Below are 22454 nucleotides of genomic sequence, written 5' to 3'. Positions count from 1 at the left end.
TATGCATAAACTTGTTAACTATATTTTTGCTGTTCTACGTGATCAAAAAGAATACGAGCAGCGTTTACCAAAAATTCATCATAAAATGTATCTTGAAAACTCCAATAATCCGGCAGCCTAATCGGCCGCAAAAACTGTTACCAATTTTTGTATTGTTCGTTCTTTGAGCAATGCCTTTTTGTCATACATTTTTTTAAAAATAAACTTTTAAAAATTTTTTATTGACTTTTACTAGCTGGTCTAAATAAACTGCATTTGCCCCTGATTGTACTGCTGCATATAAACTTTCCATATTTCCTGCTGGAGCTAATAATTCTATATATTTCATTTTCATCTCTCCTAAACAATTATACCGCATGTTATACAATATCATATTATACAATATATTATATAATTTTACTATTAATTATATCTTAGTTTTAATACGTAAGTAATTCATATCTTTTTTATAAATTTAGTTTTGCCTATTTATTGCAATAAAAATCAGGAGTGTTTTTTACTCCTGAACTGCTTTAAAATGAAATTAATTCATAAGAATTTCTATATCCATTTTTTATTATTTTGTATATTTCTTTTATTTTTATATCATTTTTTTCTGATTCTTTTTTAACCATATTTATATATTCTTCTCTTAACTTAATACATTGAGTACATGGCGATGAAATTACACAAGGTTTTGAAACTAATTGAATACTAAATCCTTTTCTAATAATATTGTTATATATAAAATTTGCTTCATTATCAGATTCAAATACTAAAATACATTCATTTAAAAAATCAAAGGACACAATAATCCCCCCTAATGAAAATCATAGTTTCTATACTATTAACAATATATTATTATATATATTAAAAGAGACCTATTTCCGTTCAAAAGAAATAGGTCTCTTTTAATACTTTAACGCTCTACATTTAAAAGAGGATGATTTTGTTTTTTTTCTTTTACTAAATCTATCTGATTTTCTATAAGTCTCTGCTGTAAATTAATTATTTTGTACTTATAAGATTTCATTTCAAATTTCATTTGTTTATTTTCTAAATTCAATTTTTGATTTTCATTTTTATAATCTTCTATAGATTTTTCCAACTCTAATAATTTATTTTCTAATTTATTTAATGTATCTTTATTATTAATTTCTTTTATATTTTCTTTTAAATTATTCTTTAATTCATCATTTTCACTTTTAGCATATTGTAGCTTTTGTTGTAATGTTTTTAAATTTTCCTTTAATTTACTTTCTCTTTCCTTTATTTCACTAATATTTTTTTTAAGTTCTATATATATTTCTTCCTTTTTAAACATATCATCAGCTACATTTAGAGCTGCTAAAACTGCAGCAGCAGAGGTACTTAACTTTATGTTATTATCCATTATATCTTTTATTTTACCATCTACATAAGATGCTACCTTATGTAGATAATCTTCACTCTCATCGCCCTTTAAGTTGTATTCTATGCCATTTATATTGATAGTTACCATTTTCATAAAAACACCCTCTTAAATAATATAACAAATAATACAAAAATTATTTATATATATTTTAACATAAAATCAACATATATTAAACTCAATGCTAGACTATCTAAGATGAGCTCCTAATTTGTTTTCTAAAGTTCTTACTATTTTATCATGAACTTTTTTTACTTCCTTATCTGTTAAAGTTTTATTTTCAAGTCTATAAGTTATAGAATAAGCTATACTTTTTTTACCTTCAGGTACTTGTTTCCCTTTATAAACATCAAATAAATTTACACATTCCACCATTTTTCCACCTTGGTTTAAAATTATATTTTCTATTTCTTCTACAAGTACATTATCATCTACAATTAAAGCAATATCTCTTGTAACTGCAGGGAACTTAGGTAGTGGTTTATATTTTTTATCTATATTTGCACTTTTACATAAAATATCTAAGTTTAATTCTGCAATATAGCAATTTTCTTCTATATCATAGTTTTCCTCAACATCTGGATGTATTTCACCTAATACTCCTATATACTCTTTGTTTACATATAATGCTGCTGTTTTTCCTGGATGAAAAGTTACATTATTACTTTCTCTTTTAAAAGATACATTTTGTATTCCTAAATTATCTATTAAATTTTCAACTACACCTTTTAAATCAAAGTAATCTGCTTCTCCATACATACCTATAGTAAGCACATTTCTTTCTTCTGGAAGTTGATTTTCATCTTTATTTGGTATATATACTTTTCCTAATTCAAACAATCTAGCTTTTTCATTATTTCTTGAATAATTTCTAGCTAAAGCCTCCATCATAGACGGAATTGTAGTTGTTCTCATTATACTATAATCTTCACCTAAAGGATTTCTAATAGTTATAGTATTTCTAAGTTCGCTATCTTCTGGTAAAAGTATTTTATTAAATATTTTTGGACTAACTAAAGAATATGTAATAGCTTGATTAAGCCCACTAGCTAACATTGATTCTATTATTTTTCCTTCTAACACTTGTTTTATATTTTTCCCTGATTTCATAGCAGAACTCTTAATTGTAGTACATTGTACATTGTTATATCCATATATTCTAGCTATTTCTTCCGCAATATCTTCTTTTATATTAATATCAATTCTAAAAGTAGGTACGTTGATTATCAATAAATCTTCTTTTATTTCTGTGTTTAATTCTAATCTATCTAAATAATTTTTCATATTTTCTTTACTTATTTCAGTACCTAAAAAATTGTTAATCCAATTATAATCAACTTCTAATACTTTAGGAAATATTTTTTCATTATATACATCTATTGTTCCTTCCATTACTTCTCCTGCAGCTAGTTCTTCTACCAAATTACAAGCTCTATCCATAGCCATACCTATAACGTTTGGATCTAATTCCTTTTCAAATCTTGATGAAGATTCTGTTCTTATTCCTACTTTTTTAGAAGTTACTCTTATATTAGTGCCATCAAAATTTGCACATTCAAAAATTACTTCTTTAGTATCATCTTTAACTTCAGAATTCATTCCACCCATAACCCCAGCAAGAGCTATTGTTTTATCATTGTCTTTTATAGTTAACATATCCGATGTTAATGTTCTTTCTTGTTCATCTAAAGTAATAAATTTTTCTCCATCTTTTGCTCTATCTACAACTATTTTTTTTGAAGTTATTTGTCTTGCATCAAAAGCATGCATAGGCTGACCAAATTCTATCATCACAAAATTAGTTATATCTACAATGTTATTTATAGGTCTAACACCTGCTTCTAATAACCTTTCTTGCATCCATTTTGGTGATTCTTTTATAACTACGTTTTTAACTCCTCTTGCCATATATCTTTTGCATAATTTATCTTTAATATCTACTTTTAATAAATCATTTACATTTTGCTTATAAGCAGAATTGTAATTTAAAGCTGGAATATTGTATTTTTTATCTAATACTGCTGATACTTCTCTAGCTATTCCTAATATACTCAAGCAATCTGGTCTATTAGATGTTATTTCTAAATCTAATATAGCACTATTCATTCCTAAAACTTCTTTTATATCTTTTCCAACAGGAGTATCTGCTGGAAGTATCATAAGTCCATCTACTTCTTTTTCATCTGCTATTCCAAGTTCTTCTTCAGAGCAAAACATTCCATTAGATACTACTCCTCTAAGTTTTCCCTTTTTTATTTTTAATCCTCCATGTAATGTAGCTCCATGTAAAGCTACCGGTACAATATCTTGCTCTTTCATATTTTTAGCAGCTGTTACTATTTGGATATTTTCTTTTGAATCAATATCTACTTCACATACTACTAATTTATCTGCATCTGGATGAGATTCTATTTTTAATATTTTACCTGTAACAACATTTTGAATTTCCTCTCCAGTAATTATAACTTCTTCAACTTTTGAACCAGATAATGTTAATTCATCTGCTAAATCATTAGCATTTATATCTATATCTATATAATCTTTAAGCCATCTTATTGGTACTCTCATTGATATTCCTCCTTAATACTATTTAAATTAATGCTATATTAAAATTGATTTAAAAATCTCATATCACTTTCATAAAGTTGTCTTATATCATCTATTCCATATTTAAGCATAACCATTCTATCTACACCAAATCCAAAAGCAAATCCACTGTATATATCAGGATCAATACCACAATTTTTTAAAACTTGAGGATGCACCATTCCTCCACCTAGTAGTTCAATCCATCCTTCACCTTTACAAACTCTGCATCCCTTACCATTACAAACAAAACAAGATGCATCCATTTCTGCTGAAGGTTCTGTAAAAGGAAAATGGTGTGGTCTAAATTTGGTTCTTATACTATCTCCAAACATTTTTTTTGCAAATAATTCTAAAGTTCCTTTTAAATCTGCAAAAGTTATACCCTTATCTACTACCAAACCCTCCATTTGGAAAAATATTGGTGAATGAGTAGCATCTACTGCGTCAGATCTATATACTTTTCCTGGGGATATCATTTTTATAGGTGGCTTTTGTTTTTCCATTGTTCTTACTTGTACTGGTGATGTTTGAGTTCTCAATAAAATATTATTATTTATATAAAAAGTATCTTGTTCTCCTCTAGCAGGATGATTTTTAGGTATATTTAGGGCTTCAAAATTATAATAATCTTTTTCCACTTCTGGACCTTCTTCTACAGTAAATCCCATAGAAATAAATATTTCTTTCATATTTTCTAAAGTTTGCTCTAGAGGATGTTTTTTACCTATTGTTTGTCTTCTTCCTGGCATAGATATATCTATAAATTCACTATTTATCTTATTTTCTTTTTCTTTTGATTTTAATTTACCTAAAGATTCTTCTACAAAATTTTCAACATAACATTTAATTTCATTAGCTAGCTTACCTATTACAGGTCTTTCCTCTTTAGAAAGTTTTCCCATACTCTTTAATACAGAAGTTAGCTCTCCCTTTTTTCCCAAATATTTCACTTTTACTTTTTCTATATCTGATATATTAGCTGCTTTTTTTAATTCTTCCAATGCGCTATTCCTTATATCTTCAAGTTTTTTCTTCATAGTATAAACTCCTTTCAATTTATAGTGCTATATTTAGCTTATATTATATTTAATAAAATAAAAAGTTCCTCCCTATAAAGGGACGAACTTCTATCCGCGGTACCACCCTAGTTGGCATATAATAAAATACCCACTTATTTTTTATCGGAAAACTAACCGCTAATTGCTACTTAAACTTCACAACTAGAACTCCAGAGTGAACTTCAATATAAAGTTTTTAAAAAAAGCTTCCAGTCAAAGACTTTTTATCCCTGTTAAGAACTTTATACTTACTCTCTCTTTCATAGTTTAACATATTAATATTTACCTTAACTCAAATTTTATATTTATTTAGGTTAAATGTCAATTATTTATTTATATTTACTGAATTTTGCCTTACTATTTCAAACATCATTATTGCTGAAGCTATAGCTGCATTTAATGATTCAGCATTTCCAGGCATAGGTATTTTACATAATATATCACATAAATCGTATACTTCTTTACTTAATCCATTTCCCTCATTACCTACAGATATTATAATTTTATCTTTTAAACTTAAATTATAAAAATTTTTCTCAGATTCTAAAGAACTACCTATAAGCTTAAATCCTTGATTTTTCAATGACTTTGTTATACTTAAATCTTCATCTTCTATTATAGGTACATAAAATATAGACCCCATAGTTGACCTTAAAGTTTTTTCATTATATACATCTACTGTTCCTTTTGTATATATTACTCCTAAAGCTCCAGATGCATGAGCTGTTCTAATTATAGTACCCATATTTCCCGGATCTTGTATTTTATCTACTAATATATAAAAACCTTTTTCATTTTTAATTTTTATATTATTATAATCTACAATAGCAGCTATTCCTTGAGGATTATCTGTACTGCAAATATACTTTAATATAAAATCTTTTACAACATATAATTTTACATTATTTTTAATATTTAAAAAACTATGAATTTTCTCTTTTTCATATGCTGAATCTGATATAAAAATTGTAGAAACATGAAAATTAGACTTTAAAGCTTCTTCTACAAACCTAAATCCTTCTATTATAAATTGTTTATTTTTCATTCTGTATTTTTTATTATCTCTTAACTTTTTTGTTTCCTTTATTATAGCATTTTCCTTGCTTGTAATTTTGTTCAATTTTATCACCTTTTATTTTGTTATGAAATTTTCAAGTTTACTTAATTCCGAAGTACTTCCTATAGCTACAATAATATCTCCAGGTTTTATTGTATCTTCTGCTGCAGGTGAAACATTTATATCATTTTCTCTTTTTATAGCTACTATATTTATACCATAATTAGCTCTAACATTTAATTCATCTAAAGTTTTTCCATACCATTCAGAAGGACTGGCTATTTCAGCAATGCTATAATCTTGTGAAAGTTCTATATAATCTAATATATTAGTTGATACAAGATTATGAGCTACTCTGACTCCCATGTCTCTTTCTGGTAGTATAACCCTATCTGCACCTATTTTATACAGTACTTTTGCGTGCAATTCATTGTTTGCCTTAGCTATTATATTTTTAACGCCTAATTCTTTAATTATTAAAGTAACCAATACACTAGCTTGTAAATCTGAACCTATAGTTACCACAGCTACATCAAAATTTCCTATACCCAAAGATTTTAAACTATTTTCATCTGTGCCATCTAATTGAATAGAATGAGTAACACTATCTGCAACATTTTGAACTTTATCCTCATCTGAATCTATAGCTAAAACATCATTTCCAAGAGCATATAAAGTTTTAGCAACCGAACTGCCAAACCTCCCTAATCCAATTACAATAAATTGTTTTTTGCTCATATTTTCACTCCTAACCTACTAATATTTTATCCTCAGGATATTTTATAGAATTATTACTATTTTTAGCTGCAAAAGCTAAAGCTAAAGTTAATGGACCCACTCTTCCAGCATACATAGTAAATGCTAAAATTATTTTTCCTGCCACAGTTAGTTTAGTTGTCAATCCTAATGTTAAACCAACTGTTCCAAAAGCTGAAGTAGCTTCATATAAAAGATACTCTAAACTTGCTCCTTTTTCAGTAATAGACAATACTATTGTTACTGTTACAACTAAACATAAACTTATAACAGTTATAGCTAATGCTCTATATACAATTTGTTTTGAAAGCCTTCTTTCAAACATTTCTGTATCTTCTCTTCCTTTTATAACAGATATAACTGTCATAAAAAGTAATGCTGCAGTAGTAGTTTTAATTCCTCCTGCTGTAGAACCTGGAGAACCTCCTATAAACATAAGTATAATAGTTAAAAATCTTGAAGCTGTAGTCATCTCTGATGTAGAAATAGAATTAAAACCTGCTGTCCTAGGAGAAATAGATGCAAAAAGTGAAGATAATAATTTATCTTTTATAGCCATATTTTTTATTGTACTAGGATTATTCATCTCAAATAAATATATTAAAATAGCTCCTACTATTATTAAAGAAATTGTAGCTCCTATTACCACTTTTGAATGAAGAGAAAGTCTCTTTTCAGATTCATAACTATATATTTCTTGCCATACATAAAATCCTAAACCTCCAGTTACGATTAATCCTCCAATTGTTAGTATAATAACAGGATTATCATAATAAGGAGTTACACTTCTAAAATTTCCAATCAAATCTATTCCTGCATTACAAAATGCAGAAATAGCATGAAATATACTATAATATATTCCCTTTGCTAGTCCAAACTGTGGAATAAACTGAGTAGATAAAAGGATTGCTCCTGCTCCTTCTATGGAAAAAGTAAACATTAATATATACTTAGCCATCTTTACTAATCCTTGTAAATTAAAAGAATTTAAAGCTTCTTGCATTACTAATCTTTCTTTAAGTGTAATTTTTTTACCTAAAATTAAAGCAAATAAAGTAGCAAAAGACATAAATCCTAATCCACCAATTTCTATTAAAAACATTATTACTGTTTTTCCAAAATAAGTCCAATTAGTTCCTGTATCTACTGTTACAAGCCCTGTAACACAAGTAGCAGAAGTTGATACAAAAAAACAATCTACAAAAGGAGTAGATGTGCCACTTTGAGAAGATATAGGTAAATGTAATAAAAATGCTCCTATAAAAATTACTATAGCAAAACCCAATGCCAATATTTGTACAGGAGTAAGTGTAACACTTTTAGTTAGATTTATTTGCAAATCTTTCACCTTCATTTCTTAATTAATAAGATAAAAATTCAATATATACCCAATTATATCACCAAAAACTCCTTTGTCAATTTCAATATATAAATTATAATTATTAAAAACTAAAATAAAAAAAGCTTCATAAAAATTATTTATGAAGCTTTTTATTTACGAAGCTTTTCTTATTAAGCATTTAATTGCTTTTTTGCAACTTCTACTAATTGAGTAAAGGCTTTTGGATCGTTTATTGCTATTTCTGAAAGCATCTTTCTGTTTATGTCAACTCCTGCAAGTTTTATTCCATTCATAAATTTTGAATAAGAAAGACCATTCATTCTTGAAGCCGCATTGATTCTAGCTATCCAAAGTTTTCTAAAATCTCTTTTCTTTAATTTTCTTCCTACGTAGGCATTTTTTAAAGATCTTATTACTGCTTCATTTGCTGTTTTAAATAACTTGCTTTTTCCACCATAATATCCTTTTGCAAGTTTTAATATCTTTTTATGATGTTTATGGGAGTTAACTCCTCTTTTTACTCTTGCCATTTCGACTACCTCCTTTATCCATAACCCAAATTATAGATATGGTAATATTTTCTTTATTGTTTTTTCTTGAGCTGGTGATACATACGCTGTTTTTCTTAAATTTCTTTTAGTTTTTCTAGTTTTCTTTGTTAATATGTGGCTTTTATAAGCCTTTGCTCTTTTAACTTTGCCAGTTCCTGTAAGCTTAAATCTTTTTGCTGCACCTTTACAAGTTTTCATTTTTGGCATAATAAATTCCTCCTCTCATACCTTATGCTTTCTTAGGCGCTAAAATCATAATCATGTTTTTTCCTTCTAATTTAGGTTTTTTTTCTATAACACATATATCTTCAACCTTAGAAAAAAATACATCTAATATTCTATTTCCAATATATGAATAGTCAGCTTCTCTACCTCTAAATCTAATAGTTACTTTAACTTTATCTTCAGATTTTAGAAACTTTCTAGCATTATTAGCTTTTATTCCAATATCATGTTCTTCTATAGTTGTACTAAGTCTTATTTCTTTAATATTAATTGTCTTTTGCTTTTTCTTAGCTAACTTATCTTTTTTAGCTTGCTCATATAAATATTTACTATAATTCACTATTTTGCAAACAGGTGGTTTAGCATTAGGTGCTACTAAAACCAAATCTAAATCCCTTTCTTCTGCAATTTGTAATGCTTCTTTAGGTGATAATATTCCCATTTGCTCACCTTTTTCAGATATAACTCTTACTTCTTTACATCTTATATCTTCATTAATAATAAAATTTTTATTAATATTCTTCACCTCCTAGGTAAAATTAAAACATATAAAAAAGGGACGGTAATGCCGTCCCTAAAATACTAATTCCTTTAAACAAATAAAGTAAAATTTACTTAACCTTACTAGCCTTAGCTGTAAGGTGAGAAACGGCTGGTTTCTACTTAAATACAATTATCACACAAAGTATATTGTACTATTATACTTTATTATTGTCAATATATTTTATTAAATATCACTAACTTTTTTTTCTATTTCATCTTTAATTTTTGCAATAAATTCACTTATATTCATTTGTCCTAGATCTCCATCTTTTCTAGCTCTTACAGCAACCTTTCCTTCTTTCATTTCTTTGTCACCTAATACTATCATATAAGGAACCTTTTGAAGTTGTGCTTCTCTTATTTTATATCCTATTTTTTCATTTCTTAAATCCATTTCTACCCTTATTCCATTATCACGTAATTCTTTTGCAATTTTTTGTGCATATTCACTTTGATTATCTGTAATATTCATAATTTTAACTTGAACTGGTGCAAGCCATACAGGGAATGCTCCTGCATACTGTTCTATTAATATTCCTATAAATCTTTCTATACTTCCATATATAGTTCTATGAACCATTACTGGTCTGTGTTTTTCTCCGTCTGCTCCTATATAAGCTAAATCAAATCTTTCTGGCATTTGGAAGTCTAATTGAATAGTTCCACATTGCCAAGTTCTTCCTATACAATCTTTTAAATGGAAGTCTATCTTAGGACCATAGAATGCTCCATCTCCTTCATTTAATCTATATTCGATTCCTACTTCTTTTAACGCATCAATTAATCCATTAGTAGCTGCTTCCCATTCTTCATCGCTTCCCATTGAATCTTCTGGTCTTGTAGATAATTCTACTGAGTAATCAAATCCAAATAATTTATAGAATTTATCTTCTAATTTAATAACTCCTATGATTTCATCCTTTATTTGTTCTTTTGTCATGAATATATGAGCATCATCTTGAGTAAAACATCTAACTCTCATTAATCCATGTAATGCACCTGAAAGTTCATGTCTATGCACTATTCCAAGCTCTGACAATCTTAATGGCAACTCTTTATATGAACGTAATGAATTGTTATAAATTAATATTCCACCTGGACAGTTCATAGGTTTTATAGCATATGCTTCATTATCTATTTTTGTAAAATACATATTTTCTTTATAATGATCCCAATGTCCTGATTTATGCCATAATGCTTCATTTAATATAAGAGGAGTTCTTATTTCGTCATATCCTGCTTTTTCATGTTCATCTCTCCAGAAGGACTCTAATGTATTTCTAACAATCATTCCTTTAGGATGGAAAAATGGGAATCCTGGTCCTTCTTCATGTATACTAAATAAATCAAGCTCCTTACCTAATTTTCTATGATCTCTCTTTTTAGCTTCTTCTAATAATTTTAGATGCTCTTCAAGTTCACTCTTTTTCATAAATGCTGTTCCATATATTCTTTGTAGCATCTTGTTATTTTCATTACCTCTCCAATAAGCACCTGCTAATGAAAGTAATTTTATAGCTTTAATTTTACCTGTTGATGGAAGATGAGGACCTGCACATAAATCTATAAAATCTCCTTGCTTATAAAATGATATTATTGCATCTTCTGGTAAATCTTCTATAAGCTCAACTTTATAATCTTCACATTTTTCTTTCATTAATTTGATAGCTTCTTCTCTTGGTAATTCCATTCTTTCTAAAGCAATATCTTCTTTTACTATTTTATACATTTCATCTTCTAATTTTTCTAACATTTCTGGTGAAAACTTAAATTCTGCATCAAAATCATAATAAAATCCGTCTTCAATTGATGGTCCTATAGCAAGTTTTACATCTGGATATAATCTTTTAACAGCTTGAGCCAATATATGTGAAGCTGTATGTCTTAATATATCTCTTCCTTCTTGATTATCAAATGTTAATATTTCAATTTCACACTCTTCATTAACTTCTCTCTCCAATTCAACTACTTCATCATTTAATTTAGCACCTAAAGCTTTCTTATATAAAGCTGGACTAATTTTTTTAGCGATTTCCCCTATGTTAGCTCCTTTTTCAATTTCTAATTCTTTACCATTTACTTTTATTTTTATCATAATATTTACCTCCTATTATATTTTCTGAATATTCTAAATTTTCAAATTATTATTGTTACCATTTACACCCAAATATACCATAGTTGAAACTTATACCCTTTTTTAACTAGTAAGGCCTTAACTTTTTTTATTTTTATAAAACAAAAAAACTCGTCCTCAATATTGGGACGAGTATATTCGCGGTTCCACCCAAGTTGATAGTATTTAATTCATAATAACACTACCCTCTTTGATTAAATTTAACGCTTTATTAGCGGATATGCTTACTTAAAATTCAGCATTCAACTAGAAGGTGGTTTTCAATAATACTTGTTTAAGAAATCTTTCAGCCGATGAATTTCTCTCTCTAAAAACAGTAAACTATTTACTCTTCCTTCATCATTGTCTTTTTTTAAACTTTATTAACTTATCTTGATATTCATTATAGTATTAAGATTTTAATATGTCAATAGTTTTTTTAAATAAAATTAAAAATTTTATTTTATTATTAAGTTAAATTTTTACATACAATGCTTTATCTTTACATATTTCACAATCATTACAAAAATGTACTTTATTTTCGAATACTTTTACTATAGTATTTAATAATTCTTGATTCTTAAAATTTTTAGAATGGTGTATTATTATTTTTTTAGGTGAATTAGTAATTAATAAACTTATAAGAGTATCATCAAAACTTATTCCCTCAGATAAATCTTTATAACTTATATTATCTAATAAATTAAATGTTATATCCTTTCCTATTTCATCTTTAATTAAATATTCTCCACTATCTAAAACTATTATATTAACTTCGTTTAATTTACTTTCTTCTAATTCAACAAAATACTTTAGCAACTTTATAAATTCGTTGTACTCTTTCTCTATCATATAGTCTTCTACTAATTTATCTACCATACTTTCTAAATCATAAATAATTTCATTTTTTCTAAAAGTTACAAATCCTTTTATATTAAATTCATTATTTTCCGTAAGGCACTTCATTATTTTATTAATTATTTTATTCTTTTTACTTATAAAATATAATTTATCTTCTTCAATTATAAAATTATTATTTTTAAATACACCTTCTGCCAGTTTACATATATCTTCAATTTCACTGTGCTTTAGAAAAAAATATGTATCTAACAAAAGTTTTTTTAATTTGCAGATACAATATTCTTCTATTATTTCTTCATATATTACATTTGCTATATAAAAATTAAACAGTTTATGTTCTTTATCACTTAATTTATTATACTCACAATATATATCAATAAAATATACTTTTCCTTCAACATTATCTTCAATTCTTATAAAAGTATCCTTATCTTGAAGGTGCTTTTGCAACTCTTCTAGTTTTTTTATTAAATTTTTTCTATTTTCATGTATTAGAGTATATAATAACAATACAAAACACCCCTTTCTTTAAAATAGTATATGTTTAAATTTAATGAGTATACAATATTTTTATTTCATACTATACATATTTATTTTATTGACAATATATTTTATGAAATTTAAAATATCTATAAACAATAGTAAAGGAGATATATAAATGAAAACTGTAATTGTTGATTATAGAACTTCTAATGTAGAAATAGAAAACTTAAAAAAATTAGGATGCAAAATATTATTATGCCCTGCTTTTAAAAATTTATATAATGCTATTTGTGGTCATCCTGATATTCAAATTCAAGTATTAGAAAAAAATAAATTAATAGTTCATAAAGATATAGATATTAATTTTTTACATTTAATAAAATCTCAAAATGTAAATGTAATTTTTTCAAAAAATAATTTAGAATCAAAATATCCAAAAGACATTATTTTAAATGCAGTTAATACAGATAATTTTTTTATGCACAATTTGAAATATACTGATAATAGCATACTGACTAATTTAAAAAATAAAAAATTATTAAATGTAAATCAAGGATATACAAAATGTTCTACTGCTATAGTAAAAAATAATGCTTTCATGACTAGCGATTTAGGTATTGCTAATGCTTTAAATAAAGAAGGTATGGATGTATTATTACTTCCTCCTGGTGATATACTTCTTCCAGGATTAAATTACGGTTTTATAGGAGGGTGTTGTGGTTTAATAGAAGAAAATTTGATGGCTTTTTTTGGAAACTTAGATTATTACATTTATAAAAAAGATGTTATTGATTTTTTAAAAAAACATAATGTAGAACCTTTTTTTTTAAAGAAAGGTAAATTAATTGATAGAGGAAGTATATTAAATATATAATTTGCTAAATAAAAAAGAGTATTGTAAAATTACAATACTCTTTAATGGAGGCGCCACCCGGATTTGAACCGGGGAATGAAGATTTTGCAGACCTTTGCCTTACCACTTGGCTATAGCGCCCTATGGAGCGGAAGACGAGATTCGAACTCGCGACGTTCACCTTGGCAAGGTGACGCTCTACCACTGAGCCACTCCCGCAAACATGTGGTGGCTGGACCAGGAATCGAACCAGGGACACGAGGATTTTCAGTCCTCTGCTCTACCGACTGAGCTATCCAGCCAAATGGCGACCTGGAAGGGGATCGAACCCTCGACCTCCGGCGTGACAGGCCGGCACTCTAACCATCTGAGCCACCAGGCCACATACATGTTTATTTTCTTCCCTGTGGTGGGCACAACAGGGCTCGAACCTGTGACCCCCTGCTTGTAAGGCAGATGCTCTCCCAGCTGAGCTATGCGCCCATGCCCTAACCACATATTATATTATATATAGTATATTAATTTTTGTCAATGTATTTTTAAGGTATTATTTTATATCCTCTAATATACTACCTATTTCATCATGGGTAAATTTATATTTTTTATTACAAAAATGACACTGAAGTTCTTCTTCCTTATTATCATTATATATTTTTTGTAATTCTTCTTTTCCAATGCTTATTAGTGCTTTTATAACTTTTTCCCTACTGCAATTACATTTATATAAAGGCATACTTTCATTTAATATTTTTAAATCCATATCTTTAAATATTAACTCTAATATTTCTTTTATATCCATTCCTTTATTTATTAGTTCAGTTATAGAATTTAGTTCCTGTAATCTATATGTAACTAAATCTGCTAAAAGTTCATCTGCACCAGGCATCATTTGAATTATAAATCCTCCTGAAGCTTTTATTGATAAATCAGTATCTACCAATACACCTAGCCCTACTGCAGAAGGAGTTTGTTCAGAAACTGTAAAATAATAAGCTAAGTCATCTCCTATTTCTCCAGTATATATAGGTACTTGACCTACATAAGGTTCTTTAAGTCCCATATCTTTTATTACTAAAAGATTTCCGTTTTTTCCTACTATACCAGCTACATCTAATTTACCTTTACTATTTAAAGGTAAATCTGCTAAGGGATTTGCTATATATCCCTTTACATGACCATCTGGGTATGCAGTAACTACTATATCCCTAGCTATTCCATCTGCTAATATTTGAATTGTTACTTTATCATTTTCAGATTTTAGCATAGAACCCATAAGTAATCCACCCGTAAGCATTCTTCCCAATGCCGCTGCTGCTGTAGCAGCACATTTATGTATACTAACACCCTTATTTACTAAATTTGTAGTTGTTGCTCCAATTATTCTTATATCTCCATTTTTAGCAATAGCATGTACTAATTTATCTTCCATATTAATGCCTCCTAAATAAAATTTTATCCTTTTTTTACAACATAGACTACTCTTTCGGTATTCTCTTTTATTTTTTTACATTGATAATTTTCTAATTTATATAATATATTTAAATTATTCTTTTTTAATAAGTAATCTATTGTATATTCTTTATAAGCTCTTTCCACATGTTCTTCATCAAATCTTCTATAAAGTTCTCCTTCCTTTATAAAAAATGTTAAATACATATATATAGTATCTTCTTCTTTATAATTATCCCATATATAAACTATACTATCATCTTCATAATTAAAAGTATTATTGCCAAGTATTTCTGTTAACTTATAATAAGAATTTATATCAAAAATAAATATACCATCATCTTTTAAATGATTATACACATTGCAAAATAACTTGCTTATACTATCTTCTTCTAATATATAATTAATTGAATCAAGACAGCAAGTTATAAGATTGAATTGTCTATTTAATTTAAAATCACATATATCAGAACATACAAATTTAGCTTTTAATCCTTGTTTTCTTAACTTGCTATCTGCTTCTGTAAGCATATCTGCAGATAGATCTATTCCCCATGTATTGAAAAATTTTTTACCTATTTCAATTGTAATGTTCCCTGTACCACAAGCCAAGTCTAAATAATTTCTTTTTTCTATATTAAACTTTTCACATATATCTATTATTACATTAGCCCATTTTTTATAGTCTATATCTTCTTTTATAAGCTTATCATATATATAAGCAAATTCTTTATAACATTGCATAGCTTTTCTCCTAATAAAATAATTTATACTTCATTAAGAATAATATATATTTTTAGATCATAAGTCAATAAATTAACTGTTTTTTTCTTCAGTTTTTTGTATAATTTCATTTTTAGGAATATTTAATTCTTTCTTTTTTTTAGTCATAAATCCTCCTATTCTTCCTGTTTCTTCTGCTGTTAATCCACTCCATCCATATTTATCTACTTTTTCTTTTAATCCTAATTCCTCTGCTATTTCATATTTAATCTTTTCTCTTAACTTTTCCATTTCTGTCAACTCTTTATTAGCCTTTAGTTTAGCTTTTATTACTTTTTTTAATGGTGTTTTTCCCATGCTCATCCCTCCAAAATCATAAATTAAATATTATATATTATGTTTTACTTATATATAATATTTTATACATTAGGTTGTTGAATAAAAAATGCTTGAGATAACTTGCAAATAAAAAATAATTAAAAATAATAAGCAAAGAGACATAAAGAAAGTTTGTAACTAAGTCATTTCATTAAGAGACTCTAAGAATAAAAAATAAAAAAACTCCTACCCAATTTATGCCCCGTCCTTGGGGCGGAAATTGGCTCATCACGTCCTGTGATGAATTACGGAGTTTTTTTATTTTTTATTCTAAGAGTCTCTAAAATTCATTCAGATTAGTTACAAACTTTCTTTATGTCTCTTTGCTTATTATTTTTAATTATTTTTTATTTGCAAGTTATCTCAAGCATTTTTTATTCAACAACCTAATGTATAAAAGAATCCAAACCAAAAGAAAATTTCTTCTGACTTCTTTGTTAAATTAGATGACAGGCTACAAAATGATTTTTATCTACTTCTTTAAATTCAGGTCTTGATTTAAAACATTCATCTTTAGCATAAGCACATCTACTTGCAAATCTACATCCTGGATTAGGATTAATTGGACTAGGTACTTCACCTTCTAACATAATTCTTTCTTTATTTTTAGCAATGTTTGGATCTGGTATAGGTATAGCTGAAAGCAGTGCCTTAGTATAAGGATGTAATGGTTTATCATATAACTCTTTACTATCTGCTAGTTCAACCATAGTTCCTAAATACATAACCCCTACTCTATCTGATATATGTTTTACCATAGATAAATCATGTGCTATAAATAAATAAGTTAATTTAAATTCTTCTTGCAGTCTTATTAATAAATTTACTACTTGAGCTTGTATAGAAACATCTAAAGCTGATATAGGCTCATCACACACTATAAACTCAGGTTCAATAGCTAATGCTCTAGCAATTCCTATTCTTTGTCTTTGTCCGCCCGAAAACTCATGAGGAAATCTAGAAACATGCTCTTTATTAAGTCCTACAACTTGCAATAATTTATATATTTTCTCCATTCTTTCTTTGCCTTTATATAAATTATGAATATCTATACCTTCTCCTATAATATCTCCTATAGTCATTCTAGGATTTAAAGATGCATATGGGTCTTGAAATATTATTTGAGCTTTTTTAGTAAATTCTATTTTTTTCTTTTTATCTAATTTGTGTATATCTGAACCATTAAATAAAACTTGACCACTAGTAGCCGCATATAATCCTAATATAGTTCTTCCACAAGTAGTTTTTCCACATCCTGATTCGCCTACAAGACCTAAAGTTTCTCCTCTTTTTATATTAAAACTTACATCATCTACTGCTTTTAGTACAGAGTTTTTCCCAACTTTAAAATATTTCTTTAAATTTTTTACTTCAATTAAGTTCTTACCACCCATTTAATATTCCCCTCCTGCTATTATAGGATTTTCTACCTTTGGTGCTGATGGATGCTTAAGCCAACATGAAACTTCATGAGTTTTAGACATCTGGGTAACTTCTGGCAATTGCTCTTTACATATAGACATACAATACTTACATCTAGATGCAAAAGCACATCCAACAGGAGGTTTAATTAAATCTGGAGGTGTTCCATAAATGGAATATAATTTATTTTTATGTTTAGTGTCTAACCTTGGTACTGATTGAAGTAACGCCCATGTATAAGGATGCTGTGCATTATAAAATATTTCTTCTGTGCTTCCTCTTTCAATTATTTTTCCAGCATACATAACTTGTATCCTATGAGCAATATCTGCTACTACTCCTAAATCATGTGTAATCATTATAACCGCTGTATTAAGCTTTCTTTGAAGCTCCTTTATAAGATCTAATATTTGAGCTTGTATAGTAACATCTAAAGCTGTAGTAGGTTCATCTGCTATTAATATTTTAGGATTACAAGCTAAGGCTATAGCTATCATTACCCTTTGTCTCATACCTCCAGAAAATTCATGAGGATATTGATTAGCTCTTTTTTCTGCATTAGGTATATTTACCATTTGCAATATTCTTATTGCTTCTTTAAAAGCATCTTTTTTGCTCATTCCTCTATGTATAATTAAACTTTCAGCTATTTGTTTACCTACTTTCATAGTTGGATTAAGAGAAGTCATAGGATCCTGAAATATCATACTTATATCTGCTCCTCTTAATTTCATTAATTCTTTCTCTGACATTTCTAATACATCTTTTCCATTAAATACAATTTTAGACTCTTCTTTTATTTCACCTGGTGGCTGTTGTATTAATTTCATAATAGCTTTTGCAGTAACTGTTTTTCCACATCCTGATTCTCCAACTATAGCTAAAGTTTCACCCTTACATAAATGAAAATCTACTCCTCTTACCGATTGAACTTCACCAGCATAAGTATGATATGAAACCCTTAGATTTTTTACATCAAGTACTTTTTCCATTATTATCTCTCCTTTATTGACGTAACTTAGGATCAAGAGCGTCTCGCAAACCGTCACCTAAAAGGTTAAAAGCCAACATTGTTAAACTTATCATTAATGATGGGAAAAATAACTGATAAGGATAAAACATTAAATTTTGCTGTGCTGTAGCAGCTAAAGCTCCCCAACTAGTTTGAGGAGATTGTATTCCTAATCCTATAAAACTTAAAAAAGCTTCCCCAAATATAAAACTTGGTACATCTAAAGTAATATAAACTATCATAACACCTAAAGTATTTGGTATTAAATGTTTCAATATTATTCTTAAAGGCTTTGCTCCTAGAGCCTGTGCTGCAAGAACAAATTCCTGCTCCTTTATTTGAAGAATTTGTCCTCTTATAATTCTAGCCATTCCACACCATCCTGTTATAGTCATAGCTAAAATTAACGCAAACATACCTTTTCCAAGTATTAACGATATAAGTATAACAATCATTAAATACGGAATACTCATAAGTACTTCTACAATTCTCATCATTATGTCATCTACAAGACCACCGAAATACCCTGATATTCCTCCGTATATAACACCAACTACTGTTTCTATTAGAGTTCCTAAAATTCCTATAATTATTGATACTCTTCCACCAATCCAAACTCTTGCAAATATATCTCTTCCTAAACTATCTGTTCCAAACCAATGTTGAGCATTAGGTTTTAAATTTATAATACTAGAATTAGTTTCTGAATATTTAAAAGGAGTTAGACTGGGACCTATTATAGTCATAATAGTAACTATTATAAGTATAACTAAAGATAATACTGCCACTTTATTTTGCTTTAGTCTTCTCCAAGCATCCTGCCAATAACTCATGTTTGGTCTTGTAATTTGTTCTGAATTAAAATTTTCACACCCTATTATTTTAAACTTTTCCTTACTTAATTCAGTCATACTTCTTCCTCCTATTTCTCTTCTCCCGTTATTCTAATCCTTGGATCTATTAATGCATATAATAAGTCAACTATTATTAATGAAATCATATATAAACTTGCAATAAAAATAGTTAATCCCATTATCATTGTAAAATCCCTATTATTAATAGAAGATACAAAATAGTCTCCTAATCCTGGTATACCAAATATACTCTCTATAACAAAAGACCCTACCATTATTCCTGCTATCTGAGGTCCTAATACCGTTACAGCAGGAAGTATAGCATTTCTTATAATATGTTTCCACGCCAATGCAAATTTAGAAACACCTTTAGCTTTAGCAGTTAAAATGTAATCTTGATTAATTACATCTAAACAATTATTTCTCATATATCTAGCATACATAGCTAAAGAACTTAAACTTAAAGCTAAAGTAGGCAATATAGTATACTTAAAGCCACCCCATCCTGTGGTAGGCAATATTTGGAACTTAACTGTAAAAAGCCATTGTAACAAAGCAGCAAATACAAAGTTAGGAATAGATACACCTATTAAAGCTACAAACATTACTATATAATCAGGCCATTTATTTCTATTAAAAGAAGCAATTATCCCTAATATTGATCCCATTATAAATCCTAATGCTATAGCTTGTATTCCTAGTTTTCCTGATATAGGAAATCTATTTTTTATTGTATCTTTTACACTTCTTCCTGGAAACTTTATAGATTCTCCTAAATCTCCTTCAGTAACAATATTTTTTAAATATATTTTATATTGTTCTATAGGAGGCTTATCCAATCCATAAGTAGCATAAAAGTTTTTCTTAACCTGTGGTGGCAAGTTTTTTGCTTCTGACGCTAGTGGATCTCCAGGAATAGAATGCATCAACATGAAAGTAACTGTTATTACTACCCATAATGTAATTATCATATATCCTATTCTCTTTAATAAAAATTTGAGCATTTTTACCCCTCCAAAAATATCCATGAATGTATGTATAAATCATACAGCAGAGTCTACAAAGACTCTGCTGTATATTTTAAAAATATATTATTTTCTTCCTTCAGTATAAGCGTATTTTAAATCCATTTCTGAACCAAATAAAGGAACCATTAAGCCTTTAACATATTTATGTTTATACATTGATTTCTTTCTATAAGTAGTTGGAGCTACGGTTGCATCATCATAAATTAATATTTTTTCTGCTTCAGCAAATAATTTAGCTCTTTCATCATTCTTTTCTTTTGGTAAAGAAGCAGCTTTATTTATTAATTCATCATACTTAGGATTTGACCAACCTGTTGGAATCATTCCTGATCCTGTTATCCATAAATCAAATTCTGTCATAGGATCATTATAATCTCCACTCCAAGCCATCATACCCATTTGATATTTTAAACTTTGTACATTTTCCAAAAATACTGCCCATTGAGAATAGTCTATTTTTAAATCAATGCCTAAAACTTTTTTATAAACTTGTTGATAATATTCAGCTACTTCTCTATCACGAGCATCTGTACCACCTACTGAAAAAGTTATAGATAATTTACTTGGATCTTCATCCATTCCCAGTTCTTTTAATCCTTCAATTAATAATTTCTTTGCATCTGGATTTTCTTGTTTTAATTTTTTAGCAGGCTCTGAATTTACTTTATTTCTAAACTCATCATTACCAATTAGCAATGTTGGAGGACACCAAGCATATGCTGGAGCGTCAAGTCCTCTATATACTGTTTTAGCAATATCTTCTCTATCTAAAGCAACTGAAAAAGCTTTTCTTACCTTTGCATTACTAAATACTTTTTCTTTTTGGTTAAAGAATATGTAATTAGTTGTAGGTTCAAAACTTTTTATAGTATCAAATTTTCCTGTCTTATCAAACTTATCTACCCACTCAGTTTTAGTAACTAAAGCTAAGTCCAAAGAACCATTAAGAAGTTCATTCATTCTTGCCTGTTCATCCGTTACTATCTTCATAGTAACCTTATCCAATTTTACTGATTTAGCATCCCAATACTTATCATTTTTAACTAACTCTATCTTATTACCATGAGTCCATTCTTTTATATTAAACGGACCACAAAATAGCATGTAATTTGGTTCAGTACCAAATTTGCCTTCATACTTTTCAACTATATCTTGTCTTTGAGGCATCATTACTTTAAAGTATGTTAAATTTAAGAAATAAGCACAAGGTTTTTCTAATTTTATTTCAAGTGTCTTATCATCTATAGCTTTTACTGCTACATTATCAGCAGAACCTTGGTTTTTATTGTATGCTTCTGCACCTTTTATAGGATATAAAAGATATGAATAAGTTGAAGCAACCTTTGGATCTAATGTTCTTTTTATTCCATATTCAAAATCTTTAGCTTTAACCTTTTCACCATCGGACCAATTGTAATCTTTTAAATGGAAAGTCCAAGTTAGTCCATCTTCTGAAATATCCCATTTCTCAGCTCCTGCAGCTTTAACTACGTCCTTGCCATTCTCATCCTGTTCTATTCTAGTTAATCCTTCATATATTTCCGCAATTACTTGTGAAGAATATAAATCTGAAGCTTTAGAAGGATCTAAGCTTTTAGGTTCCTGGCGAAGAACTACATTTAAATATTGATCTTTATCAATATTACCTTTTGAAGTACCCTCTTTATTATCACTTCCACCACATCCAAATAAAGCTGTAGTAGCCAATAAAGAAAATGTTATTAATAAAGATAGAATTTTTTTGCTTTTCAAAAGTATTCCCCCTTA

The 22454-nt window shown here is 27.9% G+C and carries 22 protein-coding genes, 5 tRNA genes and 3 other annotated features; of the genes, 1 reads left to right on the top strand and 26 read right to left on the bottom strand.

Translation table 11 applies throughout. From position 1 onward, the window contains the following. Positions 1–193: 193 nt before the first annotated feature. From CLOACE_RS12030 to ytxC, 13 genes are all read right to left on the bottom strand, one after another. Complete coding sequence (locus tag CLOACE_RS12030; protein WP_278287456.1) at positions 194–328, bottom strand: hypothetical protein; 135 nt, start codon at positions 326–328, stop codon at positions 194–196. Between the two features lie 184 nt (positions 329–512). Then, positions 513–788 carry a putative Se/S carrier-like protein gene (locus CLOACE_RS06450; protein ID WP_175429442.1) on the bottom strand — a complete coding sequence of 92 codons (276 nt, stop codon included), beginning with the start codon at positions 786–788 and terminating at the stop codon, positions 513–515. A 110-nt stretch (positions 789–898) separates the two neighbouring features. After that, the gene (locus CLOACE_RS06445) at positions 899–1486 is read right to left on the bottom strand and encodes a cell division protein ZapA (protein WP_070110286.1); all 588 of its coding nucleotides are present in this window, start codon (positions 1484–1486) and stop codon (positions 899–901) included. A 93-nt stretch (positions 1487–1579) separates the two neighbouring features. Beyond that, entirely contained in the window at positions 1580–3958 is a 2379-nt protein-coding gene (pheT, locus tag CLOACE_RS06440; RefSeq protein WP_070110285.1) for a phenylalanine--tRNA ligase subunit beta, read from the bottom strand. Between the two features lie 38 nt (positions 3959–3996). Then, positions 3997–5016: a phenylalanine--tRNA ligase subunit alpha gene (gene pheS / locus CLOACE_RS06435; protein WP_070110284.1), complete on the bottom strand. Its 1020-nt coding sequence runs from the start codon at positions 5014–5016 to the stop codon at positions 3997–3999. A gap of 75 nt (positions 5017–5091) precedes the next feature. Beyond that, positions 5092–5310, bottom strand: a binding site (T-box leader). Between the two features lie 52 nt (positions 5311–5362). After that, a complete protein-coding gene (locus CLOACE_RS06430; protein WP_070110283.1) occupies positions 5363–6157 on the bottom strand; it encodes a TrmH family RNA methyltransferase in 795 nt (264 codons plus the stop codon). A gap of 12 nt (positions 6158–6169) precedes the next feature. Then, positions 6170–6832 (bottom strand): potassium channel family protein, encoded by a 663-nt coding sequence (locus tag CLOACE_RS06425; RefSeq protein ID WP_070110282.1) that lies wholly within the window; start codon positions 6830–6832, stop codon positions 6170–6172. Positions 6833–6842: 10 nt separating this feature from the next. Continuing rightward, positions 6843–8204 (bottom strand): TrkH family potassium uptake protein, encoded by a 1362-nt coding sequence (locus CLOACE_RS06420; RefSeq protein ID WP_070110281.1) that lies wholly within the window; start codon positions 8202–8204, stop codon positions 6843–6845. A gap of 158 nt (positions 8205–8362) precedes the next feature. After that, on the bottom strand, positions 8363–8722 hold the full coding sequence (gene rplT / locus CLOACE_RS06415; protein WP_070110280.1) for a 50S ribosomal protein L20: 360 nt from the start codon (positions 8720–8722) through the stop codon (positions 8363–8365). Between the two features lie 30 nt (positions 8723–8752). Further along, positions 8753–8950 (bottom strand): 50S ribosomal protein L35, encoded by a 198-nt coding sequence (gene rpmI / locus CLOACE_RS06410; RefSeq protein ID WP_070110279.1) that lies wholly within the window; start codon positions 8948–8950, stop codon positions 8753–8755. Positions 8951–8972: 22 nt separating this feature from the next. After that, positions 8973–9494, bottom strand: a complete 522-nt coding sequence (gene infC / locus CLOACE_RS06405; protein WP_070110278.1) for a translation initiation factor IF-3 — start codon at positions 9492–9494, stop codon at positions 8973–8975. Between the two features lie 14 nt (positions 9495–9508). Further along, positions 9509–9639, bottom strand: a sequence feature (ribosomal protein L20 leader region). Between the two features lie 56 nt (positions 9640–9695). Further along, positions 9696–11606, bottom strand: coding sequence for a threonine--tRNA ligase (gene thrS / locus CLOACE_RS06400; RefSeq protein WP_070110277.1), 1911 nt, complete (start codon positions 11604–11606; stop codon positions 9696–9698). A gap of 160 nt (positions 11607–11766) precedes the next feature. Further along, positions 11767–11997, bottom strand: a binding site (T-box leader). A gap of 101 nt (positions 11998–12098) precedes the next feature. Then, complete coding sequence (gene ytxC / locus CLOACE_RS06395) at positions 12099–12995, bottom strand: putative sporulation protein YtxC (protein WP_070110276.1); 897 nt, start codon at positions 12993–12995, stop codon at positions 12099–12101. Positions 12996–13143: 148 nt separating this feature from the next. Here ytxC and CLOACE_RS06390 point away from each other — a divergent pair, with 148 nt between their 5' ends. Beyond that, entirely contained in the window at positions 13144–13842 is a 699-nt protein-coding gene (locus CLOACE_RS06390; RefSeq protein WP_070110275.1) for a DUF6873 family GME fold protein, read from the top strand. A 45-nt stretch (positions 13843–13887) separates the two neighbouring features. Here the strand turns inward: CLOACE_RS06390 and CLOACE_RS06385 are convergent. The 13 genes from CLOACE_RS06385 to CLOACE_RS06325 form a co-directional block, all read right to left on the bottom strand. After that, a tRNA-Cys gene (locus tag CLOACE_RS06385) sits at positions 13888–13962 on the bottom strand. A 3-nt stretch (positions 13963–13965) separates the two neighbouring features. Further along, positions 13966–14040: transfer RNA gene (locus tag CLOACE_RS06380), tRNA-Gly, on the bottom strand. Between the two features lie 7 nt (positions 14041–14047). Then, a tRNA-Phe gene (locus CLOACE_RS06375) sits at positions 14048–14123 on the bottom strand. A 3-nt stretch (positions 14124–14126) separates the two neighbouring features. Further along, positions 14127–14203: transfer RNA gene (locus CLOACE_RS06370), tRNA-Asp, on the bottom strand. Positions 14204–14228: 25 nt separating this feature from the next. Continuing rightward, a tRNA-Val gene (locus CLOACE_RS06365) sits at positions 14229–14304 on the bottom strand. A gap of 64 nt (positions 14305–14368) precedes the next feature. After that, positions 14369–15250 (bottom strand): Hsp33 family molecular chaperone HslO, encoded by an 882-nt coding sequence (hslO, locus tag CLOACE_RS06360; protein ID WP_070110274.1) that lies wholly within the window; start codon positions 15248–15250, stop codon positions 14369–14371. A gap of 23 nt (positions 15251–15273) precedes the next feature. Continuing rightward, complete coding sequence (locus CLOACE_RS06355) at positions 15274–16014, bottom strand: class I SAM-dependent DNA methyltransferase (protein WP_070110273.1); 741 nt, start codon at positions 16012–16014, stop codon at positions 15274–15276. Between the two features lie 72 nt (positions 16015–16086). Next, positions 16087–16350: an alpha/beta-type small acid-soluble spore protein gene (locus tag CLOACE_RS06350; protein ID WP_070110272.1), complete on the bottom strand. Its 264-nt coding sequence runs from the start codon at positions 16348–16350 to the stop codon at positions 16087–16089. Positions 16351–16808: 458 nt separating this feature from the next. Continuing rightward, positions 16809–17765, bottom strand: coding sequence for an ABC transporter ATP-binding protein (locus CLOACE_RS06345; protein WP_070110271.1), 957 nt, complete (start codon positions 17763–17765; stop codon positions 16809–16811). After that, complete coding sequence (locus CLOACE_RS06340) at positions 17766–18785, bottom strand: ABC transporter ATP-binding protein (RefSeq protein ID WP_070110270.1); 1020 nt, start codon at positions 18783–18785, stop codon at positions 17766–17768. Between the two features lie 13 nt (positions 18786–18798). Continuing rightward, entirely contained in the window at positions 18799–19716 is a 918-nt protein-coding gene (locus CLOACE_RS06335; RefSeq protein ID WP_070110269.1) for an ABC transporter permease, read from the bottom strand. An 11-nt stretch (positions 19717–19727) separates the two neighbouring features. Beyond that, positions 19728–20663: an ABC transporter permease gene (locus CLOACE_RS06330; protein ID WP_070110268.1), complete on the bottom strand. Its 936-nt coding sequence runs from the start codon at positions 20661–20663 to the stop codon at positions 19728–19730. Positions 20664–20750: 87 nt separating this feature from the next. Beyond that, positions 20751–22439, bottom strand: coding sequence for a peptide ABC transporter substrate-binding protein (locus CLOACE_RS06325; RefSeq protein WP_070110267.1), 1689 nt, complete (start codon positions 22437–22439; stop codon positions 20751–20753). Positions 22440–22454 lie beyond the last annotated feature (15 nt).

Source organism: Clostridium acetireducens DSM 10703, from assembly GCF_001758365.1.
GTDB classification, from domain to species: domain Bacteria; phylum Bacillota; class Clostridia; order Clostridiales; family Clostridiaceae; genus Clostridium_C; species Clostridium_C acetireducens.
The sequence above is the reverse complement of the archived record's forward strand: the minus strand, read 5'-3'. Positions and strand labels throughout refer to the sequence as shown.